This is a genomic window from Azospirillum brasilense, assembly GCF_001315015.1.
Taxonomy (GTDB): domain Bacteria; phylum Pseudomonadota; class Alphaproteobacteria; order Azospirillales; family Azospirillaceae; genus Azospirillum; species Azospirillum brasilense.
The window spans coordinates 1,668,441-1,685,397 of sequence record NZ_CP012915.1; the positions used below are offsets into that span (position 1 = coordinate 1,668,441).

A 16,957-nucleotide genomic window follows, 5' to 3' on the forward strand; every position below is an offset into this window, starting at 1 on the left:
GGGAGAGGGTTAGGGTGAGGGGGTTGCGCTTGTGCCGAACGCACCGCCACGCGCATCCCCCTCACCGGCCCTTCGGGCCACCCTCTCCCCAGAGGGGAGAGGGTTAGATTCTCCATCACGAGAACCCGCCATGCCCACCCCTTACACGGTCCGCGATTCGGAGGTGGTCGTCATCGGCTCCGGCATGGCCGGGCTGACCGCCGCCCTGCATCTGGCGCCGCGCGCCGTCACGCTGCTGACCAAGACGCCGGACCTGCCGGGCGGCTCCAGCAACCACGCCCAGGGCGGCATCGCCGCCGCCATCGGCCCCGGCGACGGGCCGGAGGCGCACGCCGCCGACACGGTGGCCGCCGGCGCCGGTTTCGTGGACCCAGGCCGCGCCCTGCTGCTGACCCGCGAGGGGGCGGAGCGCGTGCGGGCGCTGCTCCTTGCCGGCCTGCCCTTCGACCGGGACGCCGACGGCGCGCCCCTGCTGGGGCGGGAGGCCGCGCACGGGGCGGCGCGCATCGTCCATGCCGGGGGCGACGCCACCGGGGCGACGCTGGTCGCGGCGCTGGCCGAGCGGGTGCGCGCCACCCCGTCGATCCGGGTGGAGAGCGACGCCTTCGCCGTCGATCTGGCGGTGCGCCACGGGCGGGTTTGCGGCGTGCTGGCCTGCCATTCCGAAGGCTGGGTGTTCCACCGCGCGCCGCGGGTGGTGCTGGCGACCGGCGGAGTCGGCGGGGCCTACGCCCGCACCACCAACCCGCCGGAGGCGACCGGCGACGGGCTGGCGCTGGCCGCGCGGGCCGGAGCGCTGCTCGCCGACATGGAGTTCGTGCAGTTCCACCCGACGGCGCTTGCCGTGGACGCCGATCCCGCCCCCCTGCTGACCGAGGCGCTGCGCGGCGCCGGGGCGCTGCTCCTCGACCGGCGCGGCACCCGTTTCATGGCGGCGGAACACCCGCTGGCCGAGCTGGCGCCGCGCGACGTGGTGGCCCGCGCCATCGGCGCCCGCGTCGCGGCGGGGGAGCCGGTGCGGCTGGATCTGCGCCCGGCGCTGGCCGCCAGGCCGGACGGTTTCCCCACCGTGCTGGCGCTCTGCGCCGCCCACGGGCTGGACCCGTGGCGGGAGCCGGTGCCGGTCGCTCCGGCGGCGCATTACCACATGGGCGGGGTGGTCACCGATCCGGCCGGGCGGACCAGCCTGGACGGGCTGTGGGCCTGCGGCGAGGTCGCCTGCACCGGGGTCCACGGCGCCAACCGGCTGGCCAGCAACTCCCTGCTGGAGGCGCTGGTGTTCGGCGCGCGGGTCGCCCGCGACGTCGCCGAACGGGACCTGCCTCCCCTGCCGCCCTTCGCCCTGCCCGACGCCCCGGCGGTCGCCGGGGAGGTCGGGGCCGGCCTGCTCGACGCCATCACCGACGAATCCCGCCGCACGCTCTACCAGGGCGCCGGGCTGGTGCGCGACGGGGTGGGGCTGTGGACCGCCCGGCGCAAGCTGGACCGGCTCGCTGTGGCGCTCGACGCGCTATGCGGCTACGGCCCGGTGGACCTCGCCGCCGTCCGCCGCTGGGGCGAGGCGCGCAACCGCCTGCTGGCCGGGCGGCTGATCGTCCACGCGGCGCTCGCCCGCAGCGAAAGCCGCGGGGCGCATTTCCGCACCGATTTCCCGCGGGAAAACCCGGCGGCACAGCGCCACCGCTTCACCCTCACCGACCTGACCGGGGCCGCCGGCCCCCTGACCGGAGACGCCGCATGCTCCATCCTCTGACCTATGAACCGATCGTCCGCGCCGCCCTGGCGGAGGATCTCGGGCGGGCCGGCGACATCACCACCGACAGCATCGTCCCGGTGGACGCCGTGGCGACGGCGCGGGTGGCCGCGCGCAAGGACGGGCGCGTCGCCGGGCTGGAGGTCGCCCTGTCCGCCTTCCGCATGCTCGACCCGGCGGCGGAGCTGCGGGTGGAGCATGGCGACGGCGCCGACGTGGCCCCCGGCGCCACCATCGCCACCGTGACGGCCCGCGCCCGCGCCCTGCTGACGGCGGAGCGCACGGCGCTGAACCTGCTGGGCCGCCTGTCGGGCATCGCCACCGCCACCCGCGCGCTGGTGCGCGAGGTCGAAGGGACCCGCGCCCGCATCGTCTGCACCCGCAAGACCACCCCCGGCCTGCGCGTCCTGGAAAAGCACGCGGTGCGGCTGGGCGGCGGCTTCAACCACCGCTTCGGGCTCGACGACGCGGTTCTGGTCAAGGACAACCACATTGCCGTGGCCGGCGGCATCCGCCCGGCGGTCGAGCGCGTCCGCGCCGCCATCGGCCACATGGTGAAGGTGGAGGTCGAGGTGGACACGCTGGCCCAGCTGGAGGAGCTGCTGACCCTGCCGGTCGACGTCGTCCTGCTCGACAACATGGACCCGCCGACGCTGCGCCGCGCCGTCGCCATGGTGGACGGCCGCATGGTGACGGAGGCGTCGGGCAACGTCACCCTGTCCACCGTGCGGGCCATCGCCGAGTCGGGCGTGGACATGATCTCGGTCGGCTGGCTGACCCACAGCGCGCCGAACCTCGACGTCGGGCTGGACATGTAGGGGATCGGATGGGGAGGAGGCGCAACGCCCCTCCTCCCGAAACGCCGTCCTCAATGCCCCATGAAGTTCCGGTGCTGCACGGTGTTGTCCTCGCTCAGCCGGACCGAGGGGGCGGCGTAGGTCTCGTCGGCGGTGCGGCCGAGCGTGCCTTCCAGGATCACGCTGGCGCCGATGGCGAGGACGACGGCGGCGGCCAAAGCCATTCCGAACGCTTTCATGACGCTTCCCTCCTGCTGTGGACCGGAGCGGCCGGTTGGGCGGTCTGGGGAGCGGCGCCGATCCCGGAAATGCCGCGCGCGCCCTCCGCCACGGCGCCTTCGGCCTTGGCGATGCGGGTGTAGAGCGCCAGCGCCTGCGCCACCACCTGATCCATGTTGTAGTAGCGGTAGGTCGCCAGCCGCCCCACGAAATGGACGTTCGGCGTGGCGTCGGCCAGCTCCTGGTACTTGCGGTACAAGGCGGCGTTCTCCGCGCGGGGGATCGGGTAGTAGGGGTCGCCCTCCGCCGACGGGTATTCGTAGGTCAGGCTGGTCCGCGGGTTGGTCTGGCCGGTCAGGTGCTTGTACTCGGTGATGCGGGTGTGCGGCACCTCCTCGCCGGGGTAGTTCACCACGGCGACGGGCTGGAACCATTCCTGGTCCACCGTCTCGTGCCGGAAGGTCAGGGAACGGTAGGGCAGCTTGCCGAAGCGGTGCCCAAAATACTCGTCCACCGGGCCGGTGAAGATCAGGTTGCGGTAGCGCACGTCGCGCACCACGTCGCGGAAATCGACGCCCAGGCGGATGGTGATGTTCGGGTGGTCGAGCATGTTCTCGAACATCCGCGTGAAGCCGTGCAACGGCATGTTCTGGAAGCTGTCGCCGAAATAGCGGTCGTCGTCGTTGGTCCGCGTCGGCACCCGCGCCGTCACCGCCTTGTCGAGCTGCGACGGGTCGAGGCCCCATTGCTTGCGGGTGTAGCCGCGGAAGAACTTCTCGTACAGCTCCCGCCCGACCGCGCCGACCACCACGTCCTCCGAGGTGCGGACGTCGGCCACCGGTTCCGCCCGGCTCTTGAGGAACTCCGCGACTCCGGCCTCGTCGAGGTCCAGCCCGTAGAGGCGGTTGACCGTCGTCCGGTTGATCGGGATCGGGACGAGCTGCCGGTCGACGTGGGCAAGCACCCGGTGCTCGTAGGGACGCCACTGGGTGAAGCGGGACAGATAGTCTGCCACCGGCTGCGAATTGGTGTGGAAGATGTGCGGGCCGTAGCGATGGATCAGCACGCCCGCGTCGTCGTGATGGTCGTAGGCGTTGCCGCCGATGTGCGGACGCCGGTCGATCAGCAGCACCCGCTTGTCCAGGCCGGCCGCCAGCCGTTCCGCCAGCACGCTGCCGGCGAAACCCGCCCCGACGATCAGGTAATCGAAGACCGCCGGCCCGTCCGTCCGCCCCACATAGGCCGGAGCGGCACCATCGAAATCACGCATAAGCTCTGCCTTCCTCGTCCTGCCAAAAGGCGGACAAGGGGGGCACACCGTCCGGCGCCCCACCCGTCCGCACATCCTGCGAACGGTGGAACCCGCCGGTGGTTCCGGAGGAAGGCGGTCGAGAAGGAGGTACCGATGCAGGGTACCTCCCGTGGCATCACCCCCCGAAGACGGTGTTGAGCTGCGCGCCAACGCGGACGAAGGTGGTCCGCTTCGACACCTCCTTCAGCTTGGTGGCGCCGATGTAGGTCATCATGCTGCGCACGCCGCCCATGATTTCCTGCATCGTGCCGTCGATCGGCCCGCGGTAGGGGACCTCCACGGTCTTGCCCTCCGACGCGCGGTAGGAGGCGACGCCGCCCGCGTACTTGTGCATCGCCGTGTCGGACGACATGCCGTAGAAGGTCATCGCCACCGGCACCTTCTGCCCACCGCGCTCCTCGTAGCGGATGTCGCCCTCGCACTCGTCGTGGCCCGCCAGCATGCCGCCGAGCATCACGAAGTCCGAACCGGCGCCGTAGGCCTTGGAAATGTCGCCCGGCACCGTGCAGCCGCCGTCGCCGCAGACCTGTCCCTTCAGCCCGTGGGCGGCGTCGGCGCATTCGATGATGGCGGAAAGCTGCGGGTAGCCGACGCCGGTCATCTTGCGGGTGGTGCAGACCGACCCCGGCCCGATGCCGACCTTGATGATGTCGGCCCCGGCGAGCACCAGCGCTTCGGTCATGTCGCCGGTCACCACGTTGCCGGCCATGATGACCATGTCCGGGTTCTCCTGGCGCAACCGGCCGATGACGCGCACGAAGCGTTCCGTGTAGCCGTTGGCGACGTCCAGGCAGAGCTTGCCCACCGGGGCCTTGGCCTTCACCGCCTGGAACTTGTCGTAGTCGGCCTCGGTCGTGCCCAGCGAGTAGAAGACGTTGGCCGTGTCCTCGTCGCGGAAGAAGGGGATCAGGGATTCCGCCGGGTAGTGCTTGTGCAGCGCGGTCAGCGCGCCGAAGCGCGACAGGGCGCGGGCGACGGCCATGGTGCCGACCACGTCCATGTTGGCCGCGATCAGCGGGAAGCCCGTCCATTCCAGCCCGCTGTGGACGAAGCGGAAGGTCCGCTCGATGTCCACGTCGTTGCGGCTTTCCAGGGTGCTGCGCTTCGGGCGGATCAGCACATCCTTGAAGTCCAGCTTCAGATCGTTCTCGATGATCACCGGCGGGTCGTCCTTGTTGTTGTGGGGCGGGCCGTTGCCCCCTCCCCGGCCCTCCCCCGCTTCGCAGGGGAGGGAGAATGAAGTCCCCTCCCCTGCGAAGCGGGGGAGGGTTAGAGTGGGGGCAATCACCCCTCGCCCAGCAGATCCAACAGCGACAGCGCCACAACCTCCGTCGCCTTGAACAGATCGGACAGCGGCAGGCGTTCGTCGGCGCGGTGGGCGTTGGCCTCCTCGATGGTGTGGGGGCCGGCGCCGAACAGGGCGATGGGCACGCCCGCGTCGGAGTAATGGCGCGCGTCGGTATAGAGCGGCACGCCCTTGGTTTCCACCGGCTCGCCCATCACGCGGCTGGCATGGGCGCAGAGGACGGCGGCCAGCCGGTCGGTGCCGGGCAGCGGGGTCAGCGGGCGGGCCAGCAGGATGCGGCGGATTTCCACGCGGGCCTTCGGGAAAGCCGTGGCCGCCTCGGCGATGACCGCGCGCAACGTCTCCTCCACCGTCTCCGGAGCCTCCTCCGGGATCATGCGGCGGTCGAGGCGCAGGGTCACGCGGTCGGGGACGACGTTGGTGTTGATGCCGCCCTTGATGAGGCCGACCGTCAGCTGCGGCGAGCCGATGCCGCCAACCGCCGACACGGTGCCGGCGTAGCCCTTGCGGTGCTCGTAGAGCGCGGCGAGGATCGCGGTCGCCGCCTCCAGCGCGTCGATGCCGGTCATCGGCAGGGCGGCGTGGGCGGACTTGCCGGTGACCTCGACCTCCAGATGCAGGCAGCCGTTGTGCGCGGTGACGACGCCGTAGCTGAAGCCCGCGGCGATGGCGAAGTCCGGCTTGGTCAGCCCCTCGTCGAGCAGCCATTTCGGCCCGATCTCGCCGCCCGCCTCCTCGTCGTAGGTCAGGTGCAGTTCCACCGTGCCGCGGTCCAGCCCGGCCTTTTCCAGCGCCAGCAGCGCGTAGGTGTAGGTGACGAAGTCCGACTTCGAGACGGCGACGCCGCGCCCGTACATCCAGCCGTCCACCACCTCCGCCCCGTAGGGGTCGCGGGTCCAGCCCTCGCCCGGCGGCACGACGTCGCCGTGGGCGTTCAGCGCCACGGTCGGCCCGTCGCCGAAGCGGCAGCGCACGATCAGGTTGGTGGCGGAGATCATGCCGTTGGCCCGAACCAGCTCCGCCGGGACCGGGTGGCGCTCCACCGTCAGGCCCATGGCCTCCAGCAGCGCGGCGGCGCGCTCCGCGTGGGGCGCGCAGTCGCCGGCCGGGTTGTCGGAGGGCACCTTGACCAGTTCGGCCAGAAAACGGACCTGCTCGTCGCGGGTCTGCTCCAGGAACGCGCGGATGGCCTGTTGAGCGGTGTCGGTCATGGTGTCGGGGTCTCGTGCTCGAAGTGGCGGATGATGTCCAGGAGGATCTGCACCGACAGGTCGGCGTCCTCCACGGTGATGGATTCGGCGGGGTTGTGGCTGATGCCGCCCTTGCAGCGGACGAACAGCATGCCCATCGGCAGCACGCCGGCGAAGGCCATGGCGTCATGCCCGGCGCCGCTGGGCAGCGACAGGGGACGGACGCCGGCGCGGATCACGGCGGCCTCGATCTGCCGCCGGATGCCGGGGGAACAGGGGGCGGCGGCCGCGTCGTGGGTGGTCTCCACGGCCAGTTCCACGCCGCGGCGTGCGGCGATCGCCTCGAAGTCGGCGACGATGGCGGCGCAAGCGTCCCGCCGCACGGAGTCCTCCGGCGCGCGGACGTCGAGTGTGAAGGCGGCCTCGCCGGGGATGACGTTGACGGCGCCCGGCTTCGCCTCGATCCGGCCCACCGTCGCCACCAGCCCGGCGTCGGAGGACGCGGCCACCCGCTCCGCCGCCAGAGTCATCTCGGCGGCGGCGGCCAGCGCGTCGCGGCGCAGCGCCATGGGCACCGTGCCGGCATGGCCGGCCATGCCGCGCAGCCGGACGGCGAAGCGCGTGGCGCCGTTGATGGCCGTGACGATGCCGACCGGCAACCCTTCGGCCTCCAGCACCGGCCCTTGTTCGATGTGGACTTCCAGGAAGGCCAGCGCCTCCCCCGACTTGCGGGCCGCCGCGGCGATGGCCTCGGGGTCGCCGCCGAAGGCGCGCAGCGCGTCGGCCATGCGCACGCCGTCGCGGTCGCGCGTCTCCAGCGCCGCCCGGTCGAAGCGGCCGGCGACGGCGCGGCTGCCGGTCAGGGTCACCGGGAAGCGCACCCCCTCCTCGTCGCCGAAGCCCAGCACCTCGATGGCGAAGGGCAGCCGCTCGCCGCGCCGGTCCAGCTCCGCCACCGCGGCGACGGCGGCCAGCACGCCCAGATTCCCGTCATACCGTCCGGCGTTGCGCACCGTGTCGATGTGGGAGCCGATCAGCAGGGCCGGCGCGCCCGGCACGGTCCCCTCGTAACGGCCGACCACCGTTCCCGCAGGGTCCAGCCGGGCGTTCATCCCGGCCTTGCCCATCAGCTCCATCAGCCAGTCCGCGGCGGCGCGGTGCTGCGGGGTCAGGAACAGGCGGGTCAGCAGCCCCGGCTCCTCCGTGAAGCCGGCGAAGGCGTCGAGCCGCGCCATCAGGTCCGCGCCGAACGTCGTCATGGAAGCAGGTCCTTCAGGCGCAGCCAGGTGATGCGCTCGACCTGGACCAGCGCCGTGGCGAACTCCTCCTCTGGGCCGTTGGACAGGCGGGTCTCGAACGCCTCCAGGATGTCGGCGCGGCTGCGGCCCTTGACCGCCAGGATGAAGGGAAAGCCGAAGCGCGCCTTGTAGGCGTCGTTCAGTTCGGTGAAGCGGGCGAACTCCTCCGGCGTGCAGCGGTCGAGCCCGGCGCTGGCCTGCTCCGCCGTGCTGTCGGCGGTCAGCTCGCCGCGCAGCGCCAGACGGCCCGCCAGATCGGGGTGGGCGTTCAGCAGCGCCAGCTTGCGCTCATGGTCGGCGGCGCGCAGGACGGCCACCATGGCGGCGTGCAAACCCTCCGCGTCGTCGGACAGATTTCCGGCATCCCAGGCGCCTTCGGCGACCCAGGGCGAATGTTCGAACACGCCGCCGAATCGGGCGACGAAACTTGCACGGTCCATCTCGCTCGGTCGCATCCCGGCCTTCCCTGATCGGTCCCCTGCCCCGCAGCATAACCGCAATCGCCGAGGTCCGCTTTTTCGATCCGTTTGAAAGTCTTTTTGCTCAGGCCCCGTTCGGACCGCGCGGCGGTGCGGTATAAAGTCACTTATTCCTTCTCCCCTCTGGGGAGAAGGTCAGGATGAGGGGGCGGCCGAAGGCCGACGACGCCGGCTCATTGCAGTGCGTTGGACGCCCTGACGGGCGCCCCCTCACCCTAACCCTCTCCCCAGGGGGCGAGGGGATTCGCGAGAGGAGAGAGACCCATGTCCGGAAGCGGGCGCCTGACCACCCATGTTCTCGACACGACGCACGGACGGCCCGGCGCCGGGATCGCCGTCACCCTCTACCGCATCGACGGGGAGCGGCGGGAACGGCTGACGCAGACCCGCACCAACGCCGACGGGCGCTGCGACGCGCCGCTCCTCGCCGGGGCCGACCTGACGCCGGGCGTCTACGAGCTGGTGTTCGAGGCCGGCGACTATTTCCGCGCCTCCGGCCTGGAGATCGTCGAACCCGCCTTCCTCGACGTGGTGCCGATCCGCTTCGGCGTCGCCAACGCGGACCAGCATTATCACGTGCCGCTGCTCGTCTCCCCCTACAGCTACTCGACCTACCGGGGAAGCTGATCGGTCCAGGCGGCGAGCAGGCGGCGCTCTTCCGGCGTGATCCCGGTGACGTTGCCGGGGGGCATCGCGTCGGACAGCGCCGCCCAGGTCCGGATCTGGGGCGCGTGGCGGCCGATCGCCTCGGCGCTGTCCAGCATCACGCCGCGCGGCGGCGCGCCGATCCCCTCCCACACCGGCTGCGCCGCGTGGCACATGGAGCAGCGGGAGAGCACCACCTCTTCCACCTGCGCGAACTCGACCCTGGCCGGCGCGGCGGCGGCGCTTTCCGTCCGCGTGCCGGCGGCGCTCAACCCCACGATGACGGCGACGCCCGCGGCGGCCACCGCCCAGGTCCACCAGGGCGTCGGCTTGCCGGCGTGGCGGCTGTTGAAGAAGTGGCGGATCACCGCCCCCACCACCAGGACCACCGCCACGATCACCCAGCTGTAGCGCGTGCCGAAGGCCAGCGGGTAGTGGTTGGAGATCATCAGGAAGACGACCGGCAGCGTCAGGTAATTGTTGTGCAGCGAGCGCTGCTTGGCCTGCTTGCCCAGCGCCGGGTCGGGTACCTGACCGGCTTTCATGGCGGCCACGGCCTTGGTCTGGTTGGGGATGATGATGCGGAAGACGTTGGCCGACATCATCGTGCCGATCAGCGCCCCGACATGCAGCATTGCCGCCCGCCCGCTGAAGAGGTGGCTGAGGCCCCAGGCGACCAGCACCAGGAAGACGAAGCCCGCCGCCGCCAGCTTCACGTCGTCCTTGCCCAGCGGCGACTTGCACAGCCGGTCATAGACGTGCCAGCCCAGCCCCAGGGCGCCCAGGCTGAGCAGCACCGCCCCCCACCAGGGGATGTCCAGCACCGCCGGGTCGATCATGTAGAGCGCGGCGCCGTGGTAGTAGAGCACCGACAGCAGCGCGAAGCCGCTGAGCCAGGTGGCGTAGGCTTCCCACTTGAACCAAGTCAGCTTCTCCGGCAGCTCCGGCGGGGCGACCGTGTATTTCATCATGTTGTAGAAGCCGCCGCCGTGGACCTGCCACGCCTCCCCCGCCACGCCGTTGGGCAGGCCGTCGCGCCGCCGCAGGGACAGGTCGAGGTGGATGAAGTAGAAGCTCGACCCGATCCAGGCGATGGCCGTGATGACGTGCAGCCAGCGCACCAGAAAGTTGACCCACTCCCAGACGATCGGCTCCATGCGCGCGGCCTCTTCCGTTCGGTGATCCTCACCCTGAACTCTACGGTTGCCGCAGCGCAGCGGGGAAGCGGATGCGTGCGCCAGCACTTTCAAAAAAAACGGAAAGGTGGGAGGATTCTCCTCCATATCCACTCGCCCCCCTGGGGAGAGGGTTTAGGGTGAGGGGGCGCCCGCCAGGGCGTCCAACGCGCGGCAAGGGGCCGGCGTGGTCGGCCTTCGGCCGCCCCCTCATCCTGACCTTCTCCCCCGGGGGGAGAAGGAAAATCAGGAAAGACACGGCGTGGCGCTGCTGGAGAACATGCGGGTGTTCGTGCGGGTGGTTGAGCTGGGCAGCCTGTCCGCCGCCGGGCGGAGCCTGCGCCTGTCGCCCGCCGTGGTCAGCCACCGGCTGCAAAGCCTGGAGGAGCATCTGAACGCCCGCCTGCTCAACCGCACCACCCGGCAGGTGCAATTCACCGAGGCTGGCAAGGTCTTCTTCGAACACTGCCTGGAGGTGCTGGAGGCGGCGGAGCGGGCGGAGAGCAGCGTCGGCGCCATCGGCGGGGCGCCGGTGGGTAGCCTGCGGGTGACGGCGCCGCTGGGCTTCGGGCGGCGCATCCTGGCCCCGATGGTGCCGCGCTTCCACGCCGCCTACCCCCAGGTGGATTTGCGGCTGCGCCTGTCCGACCATCTGCTGGACCTGCTGCGCGAGGCGACCGATGTCGCCATCCGCATGGCGCCGCTGAAGGATTCCAGCTTCGTCGCGCGCAAGATCGCCGACCTGCCGCGGGTGCTCTGCGCCGCGCCGTCCTATCTGGAGCGGCGGGGCGTGCCGGCCCGGCCGGAGGATCTGCTGTCCCACCACTGCCTGCTGCTGCGCTTTCCCGGATCGCAGCAGTTCCAGTGGACGCTGAACACGCCGCAAGGCCCGATGACCCTGCCGGTGTCCGGCCAGTTCGACGCCGACGACGGCGACGTGCTGACCGGCTGGGCGCTGGCCGGGGAAGGCATCGTGCTGAAACCGTTGTGGGAGGTCGCCGACCATCTGCGCCGCGGGGAGCTGCGCGTCGTCCTGCCGCACTGCCCGCCGGAACCGGTGACGCTCGCCGTGCTGTACCCCCACCGCAACCTGCTGCCCGCGAAGATCCGCGTCTTCATCGACTTCTTCGCGGAGCAGGCCCGCGCCGCGCTCGCGGATTCAAAATAAGTCGCCCCGTTGGGGACAAGAATTGACACGGATTTCACGGATTTTAACCAGATTTCACGGAACCATTCGACGTGATGTCCATTGCGGCATGACCTGATTTTGGCATGGAAACAATCCGTGAAATCCGTGCGTTGATCCGTGAAATCCGTGTCGAATCTTGCTCGCATCTTCTGCTCCCTGCGTTCAGGCGATTGCCCCGGTGACGCTCCCGCTCTTTCCCCCGCTTTTCCAACGGCGTGCTATGATGCCGCCACGCCGCGCGGCGGGGTTCGCCGCAGGGAAGGACGAGAATGACCGCACAGCCGCCCGCCAAGCCGTTTCCGCCGAAACCCGCCAAACCCATCCGCAAGAAGACCCGCCGCGCCACCGAGCGGCTGACCATGACGGACGTGGCCAACGCCGCCGGCGTGTCGCCCAGCACCGTCTCGCTCTATCTGCGCAAGCCGGAGGCGGTGTCGGAGGAGCTGGCGACCCGCGTGCGGACGGTGATCGACCAGCTCGGCTACGTGCCCAATCTTGTGGCGGGCAGCCTCGCGGCGGCGAAGAGCCGGACGGTCGGGGTGATCCTGCCCTCCATCACCAACTCCTTCTTCGCGGAAACCTACAACACGCTGCAAAGCGCCTTCCAGACCGCCCATTACCAGACCCTGCTCGGCGTCAGCGAGTTCGATCCGGAGCGGGAGGAGGAGCTGATCCGCGCCTTCCTCGCCTGGTCGCCCGCCGCGGTGGTGGTCACCGGCCTGCACCACACCGAGCGGACGCGCGCCATGCTGCGCTCCTCCGGCGTGCCGGTGGTGGAGATGTGGGACATCCCCTCCGCCCAGACCCCGGCGGTGGACATGACGGTCGGCTTCTCCCATTTCGAGGTCGGGCGGCGGCAGGCCAGCCACCTCTACGACCAGGGCAGCCGCAAGGTCGCCTACATCGGCGCCGCCGTGCATCAGGACATGCGCGTGCGCAGCCGCACCGACGGCTATGAGGACGAGGTGCGGCGCCGCGGCCTGCACGAGCCGATCGCCTTCACCGCCCCCGACACCGCCTCCACCCCCGTCGGCATCTGGCTGATCGACGAGGTGTTCGCGCTCCACCCGGACATCGACGGGGTGGTCTGCTCCAACGACGCCATGGCGCTGGGCGTGCTGTTCGAGGCGAACCGGCGCGGGCTGAGCGTGCCCGACGATCTGGCGGTGATCGGCTTCGGCGACCTGACTTTCAGCGCCGCCTGCCTGCCGCCGCTGTCCACCGTGCGCCCGCCGCAGCGCGAGATCGGGGAGCTGGCCGCCGGCCAGATCCTGGCCCGGCTGAACGGCACCACGGTGGCCCAGCCGCATCATGGGCTGGATTGCGAGCTGGTCGTCCGCGACAGCACCCGTCCCGACGCCGATGCGGGCGTGGAGCGGCAGAAGGCGGGGTGAATCCTGGTCTGATGGACAGGGCCGACGATTGTCCCTTGTCCATGGTTCGTTCCCCTGCTTCCTTCCGCCCCATCGTGATTAACACACCGGGTTAGTGTGATGGACGGAGCTGCGGTGATCCGCGCCACCCTGCCGACGCTGCCGGACACGCCCGGCGTCTATCGGATGATCGGGGCGGACGGGCGCATCCTGTATGTCGGCAAGGCGAAGAACTTGAAACGCCGGGTGGCCAGCTACACCCGGACGGACGGGCTGCCCAACCGCACCCGCCGCATGGTGGCGCTGACCCGTTCCATGGAGTTCGTCACCACCCACACCGAGGCGGAGGCCCTCCTGCTGGAGGCCAACCTGATCCGCCGCCTGCTGCCGCCCTTCAACGTGCTGGTGAAGGACGATCGGTCCTTCTCCTACATCGCTCTGGGCGAGGGACACGAATTTCCGCGCCTGATGCACCACCGCGGCAGCGCCGATCGGCATGGCAGAAAGCGCGACCTGTTCGGCCCCTACGCCTCCCCCGCCCTGGTCGGCATGACCATCGGGGCGTTGCAGCGCGCCTTCCTGCTGCGCAACTGCGACGACGCCACCTTCACCGCGCGCACGCGGCCCTGCCTCCAGCACCAGATCAAGCGCTGCTCCGCCCCCTGCGTCGGCCGCGTCACGGCGGAGGAGTACGCCGCGCAGATGCAGGGCGTGCGCGACGTGCTGACCGGGCGCAGCGCCGCCATCCAGGCGGAGTTCGCCCGCCACATGATGGACTGCTCCGACCGGCTGGCCTATGAGGACGCCGCCCGCTGGCGCGACCGCATCCGCGCCCTGACCGCCCTGCAGAGCCGCCAGGACATCAATCTGGAGGGCGTGCTGGAGGACGCCGACGTGCTGGCCGTCCACGCCGAGGGCGGGACCGCCTGCGTCCAGGCCTTCTTCTTCCGCGGCGGGCGCAACCAAGGCACCCGCGCCTTCTTCCCCCGGCACGACGGGGAGGAGGAGCCCGCCGCGATCCTCGCCGCCTTCGCCGCGCAGCTCTACGAAGGGACGCCGCCGCCCCGCCACCTGCTGCTCAGCCACGCCATCCCGGAGCGCGCCCTGCTCGCCGAGGCGCTGACGCTGGCCGCCGGGCGGCGGGTGGAGGTCGAGGTGCCCCAACGCGGCCCCAAGCGCCGCGTCGTCGAACACGCCCTGACCAACGCGCGCGAGGCCCACGGGCGCCGCATGGCCGAACGTTCTGCCCAGGGCAAGCTGCTGGCCGGGGTGGCCCGCGTCTTCGGCCTTCCGAAGACTCCGGCCCGTATCGAAATCTACGACAACTCGCACATTCAGGGGGCCTTCCCGGTCGGCGCCATGGTGGTCGCCGGGCCGGAGGGCATCCAGCGCAACGCCGGGCGCCGCTTCCACATCAAGGACCCCGCCGCGGCTGGCGACGACTACGCCATGCTGCGCGAGGTGCTGACCCGCCGCTTCGGGCGGGCGCTGCGCGAGGATCCGCAGCGCAGCGGTGGCCAATGGCCCGATCTGGTGCTGATCGACGGCGGTCTCGGCCAATTGAACACCGCCCGCGCGGTGCTGAACGGGCTGGGCATCGCGGGCGTGCCGCTGGCCGCCATCGCCAAGGGACCGGACCGCGACGCCGGGCGCGAGCGCTTCTTCCTGCCGGACCGTGAGCCCTTCCAGCTGGAGCCCAACGACCCGGTCCTCTACTTCCTGCAGCGGCTGCGCGACGAGGCCCACCGGACGGCCATCGACGCCCACCGCACCCGCCGCCTGAAGGCGATGGACCACACCCGCATCGATGGCATCCCCGGTGTCGGCCCGTCGCGCAAGAAGGCCCTGCTGCACCATTTCGGCAGTTCCACCGCGGTGGCCTCGGCCGGGCTGAAGGATTTGGAGGCCACCCCCGGCATCAGCGCGGCGCTGGCCCGGCGGGTGTTCGAGCATTTCCATGGGTAGGGGATGAGTGGCCGAGGTGGGGGCAACCGCCGCCCGAATTATTCCAAGGACACCGATGCAGCCGCCGCTCATCAGTCCTGCGTTTGCGCGGATTTTGGTTAGTGCTTCCTTAACCCGACGGGATCATGGTCCGCCCACCACAAACAGAGCATGCACGCAGGGCGCCTGACCATGGGCCAGAAGACCATCAAGTTCTCCGATAAGAACGGCTACCGCGACGTCGAACTCGACAGCCTGCCGCGCAACGTGCGCGCCGCCGTCACCGACATGGCCGCGAAGAACCCCGTCGCCAGCATCATCGTCGACCAGACGGGCATGCTGTACCGGATTCACCTGACCGAGCCGGCGAACGTCTATCTGGACGTGCTCTCGGTCGCCTGAACCGCGGCACTCCACAAGGTCCAGGAACAACGGCGGCGCACCCGGTGCGCCGCCGTTTCCATTTCAGCGTGCCGCCACGAGCGTTCCGTCACTCCGGCAGGACGGACACCGTGCGGTCCAGGGCATCGCGCGGAACCGTCGAGCCGAAACCGGACAGGATCGCGCGGGCGTGCCCCGGTGCCAGACCGGTCATCCGGGCCAGATCGCCGGCGTCCAGCCCCTGCTGTTCGGCGGCGTGGCGGATGCGGGTGATGGCGTCGCGTTTTTCCGAGCGGTCCATGGCGCTGCTCCGTTTGCGGACGTGATGGGTCATGCGGTGCTCCTGTGCCGGCGGGCAGGGAGTGGCGGGTTTGCGGCTCCTCAGTGCGGGCGGCCTTCCAGGCGGCGCAGCGCGCGGTCGAGCGTGCTTACGGGCATCATGAACACGGTGCCGCCCAGAACCGCCCGGACATCCTCGATGTCCAGGCCGGTGGCGGCGGCCACGCCACGCTCGTCCAGGCCGCGGTCTTCGGCGATCACGGCGATCCAGCCCGCCAGCGTGCGGGCCTGCGCCATCCGGGCCGGGTCCGTCAACGGATGACGATGCGCCGATAAGTTGCGGCCTCGGGGGTCCGCAAGGTCGGTTGGGGTTAGCATGGGCTCCTCCCAAAGAGCATTGGCCAATCATATGGCCTTCTTTTTCGGGCTATGGTGCGCTTCCTCCGTCCTGCGCACAATCCATCCATCGGCGTAATGCCCTTCGCCCGATGCCCCCTGGCAAAAGGTTCTGCGACGAAAAGTCCCGACTCCGTGCCGCCACGCTCAGGCTCCCACCCAGCGCCGCGTCGGCCCGGTGTCCACATGGACAAAGTTCCGCTTCGCGTAGCAACCCGCCCCGCCCTCGCCGAAGGACAGGGCGCAGCGGTAGAGATCCACCGCGCGCCGCCCCTGCAGGCGCAGGTCGACCGCCCGCCCCTGCAGATGCAGGCTGCCCGTCGCCGCCCCCTTGACGCGGCGGTTGGTCTCTTTGGACCGGAAGGCCGACAGCACCTCGAACGGATGCTGGCTGTCCAGCTTCTCCTGCATCTCCGACAGACGATTCAGCAGGGCGAGATCGATGCGGTGGCAATCGTCGCTGCGATGGTCGCGCAGCACCCAGTCGATGCGGGCCATCGCCTCCGCCACCGGGCGTCCCTCCGCCCAGTAGACGCCGTCGAAGCTCTCTCCCGTCAGGCAGTTGTAGATCCGCAGCGTGCGCTCCGGCGCTGGCTCCCACGCCGCCGCGCTGCGGCTGTTGCAGACGCCGACCGCCACGGCGGCCCCCAGCCCGAAGATGCCGCGGCGCGTCAGCGCGGACGCGGCGGGCTGGTCCATCGGGGATTTATGGGGAGACGTTTGAAGGTGGGGAGCGGGATAGCGGCGGGACGGAACGTTCAGAGACGACAGAAAAGACGACGACAAAAACGACATGGAACCACCGGTGTGTTGCGTTACCGAAGCCGAGAACAGGGAAAACCGGGAAATGTCGGCACGCCTTGGCGACGGCAGGGGATGCGCGTCGGTGAGCCGGGCGTGCCGCGGGGACGGGAGAAACCTTCAGCCAATGTTCGGGCTCTCCCGTGTCGAGTCCCCTGTCCGGCGGCGGGTAACCCGGACAACAGCCCAACCGTTCCGCCGCGGCGGGTAGCATACGGTAGTTTACCCCCCGTTCGGCGGGGGTGGCTCCCGTCGCCTTCGGGCGTGCGGCATCATCCTTTGGATAGGCGATCTATCCCAACGAACAGAGACATGAACGGACTTCGGGAATAAGGCCCGACCTAAAAGCACAGGGCTGATGGACATCAGTTTTTCCCGATGAAAGAATGCCGGCAACACATCGACCCACCCCTTTTGAGA

General features: G+C 70.4%; 17 protein-coding genes. 7 read left to right on the forward strand and 10 right to left on the reverse strand.

The features are described 5' to 3' along the window. Positions 1-130 precede the first annotated feature (130 nt). Together AMK58_RS21290 and nadC are read left to right on the forward strand one after the other, a co-directional pair. Positions 131-1,753, forward strand: coding sequence for an L-aspartate oxidase (locus tag AMK58_RS21290; protein WP_059399386.1), 1,623 nt, complete (start codon positions 131-133; stop codon positions 1,751-1,753). Beyond that, a complete protein-coding gene (nadC, locus tag AMK58_RS21295) occupies positions 1,738-2,571 on the forward strand; it encodes a carboxylating nicotinate-nucleotide diphosphorylase (RefSeq protein WP_059399387.1) in 834 nt (277 codons plus the stop codon). Before AMK58_RS21290 ends, nadC begins: the two co-directional genes overlap by 16 nt. Positions 2,572-2,621: 50 nt before the next feature. On the opposite strand, the gene AMK58_RS30950 is transcribed toward nadC, so the two are convergent. From AMK58_RS30950 to uraD, 6 genes are all read right to left on the reverse strand, one after another. Next, positions 2,622-2,789, reverse strand: a complete 168-nt coding sequence (locus AMK58_RS30950; RefSeq protein WP_167555924.1) for a hypothetical protein — start codon at positions 2,787-2,789, stop codon at positions 2,622-2,624. Next, entirely contained in the window at positions 2,786-4,039 is a 1,254-nt protein-coding gene (gene glf / locus AMK58_RS21300) for a UDP-galactopyranose mutase (protein ID WP_059399388.1), read from the reverse strand. The genes AMK58_RS30950 and glf overlap by 4 nt, the downstream gene beginning before the upstream one ends. Before the next feature lie 157 nt (positions 4,040-4,196). Beyond that, positions 4,197-5,240: a GMP reductase gene (locus tag AMK58_RS21305; protein ID WP_035682805.1), complete on the reverse strand. Its 1,044-nt coding sequence runs from the start codon at positions 5,238-5,240 to the stop codon at positions 4,197-4,199. Between the two features lie 125 nt (positions 5,241-5,365). Beyond that, entirely contained in the window at positions 5,366-6,598 is a 1,233-nt protein-coding gene (locus AMK58_RS21310) for a M20/M25/M40 family metallo-hydrolase (RefSeq protein WP_035682802.1), read from the reverse strand. Further along, positions 6,595-7,836, reverse strand: a complete 1,242-nt coding sequence (locus AMK58_RS21315; protein WP_059399389.1) for an allantoate amidohydrolase — start codon at positions 7,834-7,836, stop codon at positions 6,595-6,597. The genes AMK58_RS21310 and AMK58_RS21315 overlap by 4 nt, the downstream gene beginning before the upstream one ends. Beyond that, a complete protein-coding gene (gene uraD, locus AMK58_RS21320) occupies positions 7,833-8,315 on the reverse strand; it encodes a 2-oxo-4-hydroxy-4-carboxy-5-ureidoimidazoline decarboxylase (RefSeq protein ID WP_035677850.1) in 483 nt (160 codons plus the stop codon). Before uraD ends, AMK58_RS21315 begins: the two co-directional genes overlap by 4 nt. Before the next feature lie 303 nt (positions 8,316-8,618). Here uraD and uraH point away from each other — a divergent pair, with 303 nt between their 5' ends. Continuing rightward, on the forward strand, positions 8,619-8,981 hold the full coding sequence (gene uraH / locus AMK58_RS21325; protein WP_014198004.1) for a hydroxyisourate hydrolase: 363 nt from the start codon (positions 8,619-8,621) through the stop codon (positions 8,979-8,981). Here the strand turns inward: uraH and AMK58_RS21330 are convergent. Then, positions 8,966-10,156, reverse strand: a complete 1,191-nt coding sequence (locus AMK58_RS21330; protein WP_035677846.1) for a urate hydroxylase PuuD — start codon at positions 10,154-10,156, stop codon at positions 8,966-8,968. The two genes, uraH and AMK58_RS21330, sit on opposite strands and share 16 nt — an antisense overlap. A gap of 280 nt (positions 10,157-10,436) precedes the next feature. Here AMK58_RS21330 and AMK58_RS21335 point away from each other — a divergent pair, with 280 nt between their 5' ends. The 4 genes from AMK58_RS21335 to AMK58_RS21350 all read left to right on the forward strand — a co-directional run bounded on the left by AMK58_RS21335 (position 10,437) and on the right by AMK58_RS21350 (position 15,082). Continuing rightward, on the forward strand, positions 10,437-11,342 hold the full coding sequence (locus tag AMK58_RS21335; protein WP_104675438.1) for a LysR family transcriptional regulator: 906 nt from the start codon (positions 10,437-10,439) through the stop codon (positions 11,340-11,342). A gap of 290 nt (positions 11,343-11,632) precedes the next feature. Continuing rightward, entirely contained in the window at positions 11,633-12,757 is a 1,125-nt protein-coding gene (locus tag AMK58_RS21340; RefSeq protein WP_051140547.1) for a LacI family DNA-binding transcriptional regulator, read from the forward strand. 99 nt (positions 12,758-12,856) lie between these two features. Continuing rightward, on the forward strand, positions 12,857-14,701 hold the full coding sequence (gene uvrC / locus AMK58_RS21345; RefSeq protein WP_035677844.1) for an excinuclease ABC subunit UvrC: 1,845 nt from the start codon (positions 12,857-12,859) through the stop codon (positions 14,699-14,701). A gap of 150 nt (positions 14,702-14,851) precedes the next feature. Then, positions 14,852-15,082, forward strand: coding sequence for a hypothetical protein (locus AMK58_RS21350; protein WP_236778257.1), 231 nt, complete (start codon positions 14,852-14,854; stop codon positions 15,080-15,082). An 88-nt stretch (positions 15,083-15,170) separates the two neighbouring features. Here the strand turns inward: AMK58_RS21350 and AMK58_RS21355 are convergent, their stop codons facing one another. From AMK58_RS21355 to AMK58_RS21365, 3 genes are all read right to left on the reverse strand, one after another. Continuing rightward, on the reverse strand, positions 15,171-15,395 hold the full coding sequence (locus tag AMK58_RS21355) for a hypothetical protein (protein WP_035677842.1): 225 nt from the start codon (positions 15,393-15,395) through the stop codon (positions 15,171-15,173). Between the two features lie 47 nt (positions 15,396-15,442). After that, positions 15,443-15,637 carry a hypothetical protein gene (locus AMK58_RS21360; protein WP_014197998.1) on the reverse strand — a complete coding sequence of 65 codons (195 nt, stop codon included), beginning with the start codon at positions 15,635-15,637 and terminating at the stop codon, positions 15,443-15,445. A 246-nt stretch (positions 15,638-15,883) separates the two neighbouring features. Next, positions 15,884-16,435, reverse strand: coding sequence for a YcbK family protein (locus tag AMK58_RS21365; protein ID WP_059399390.1), 552 nt, complete (start codon positions 16,433-16,435; stop codon positions 15,884-15,886). Positions 16,436-16,957: the final 522 nt, after the last annotated feature.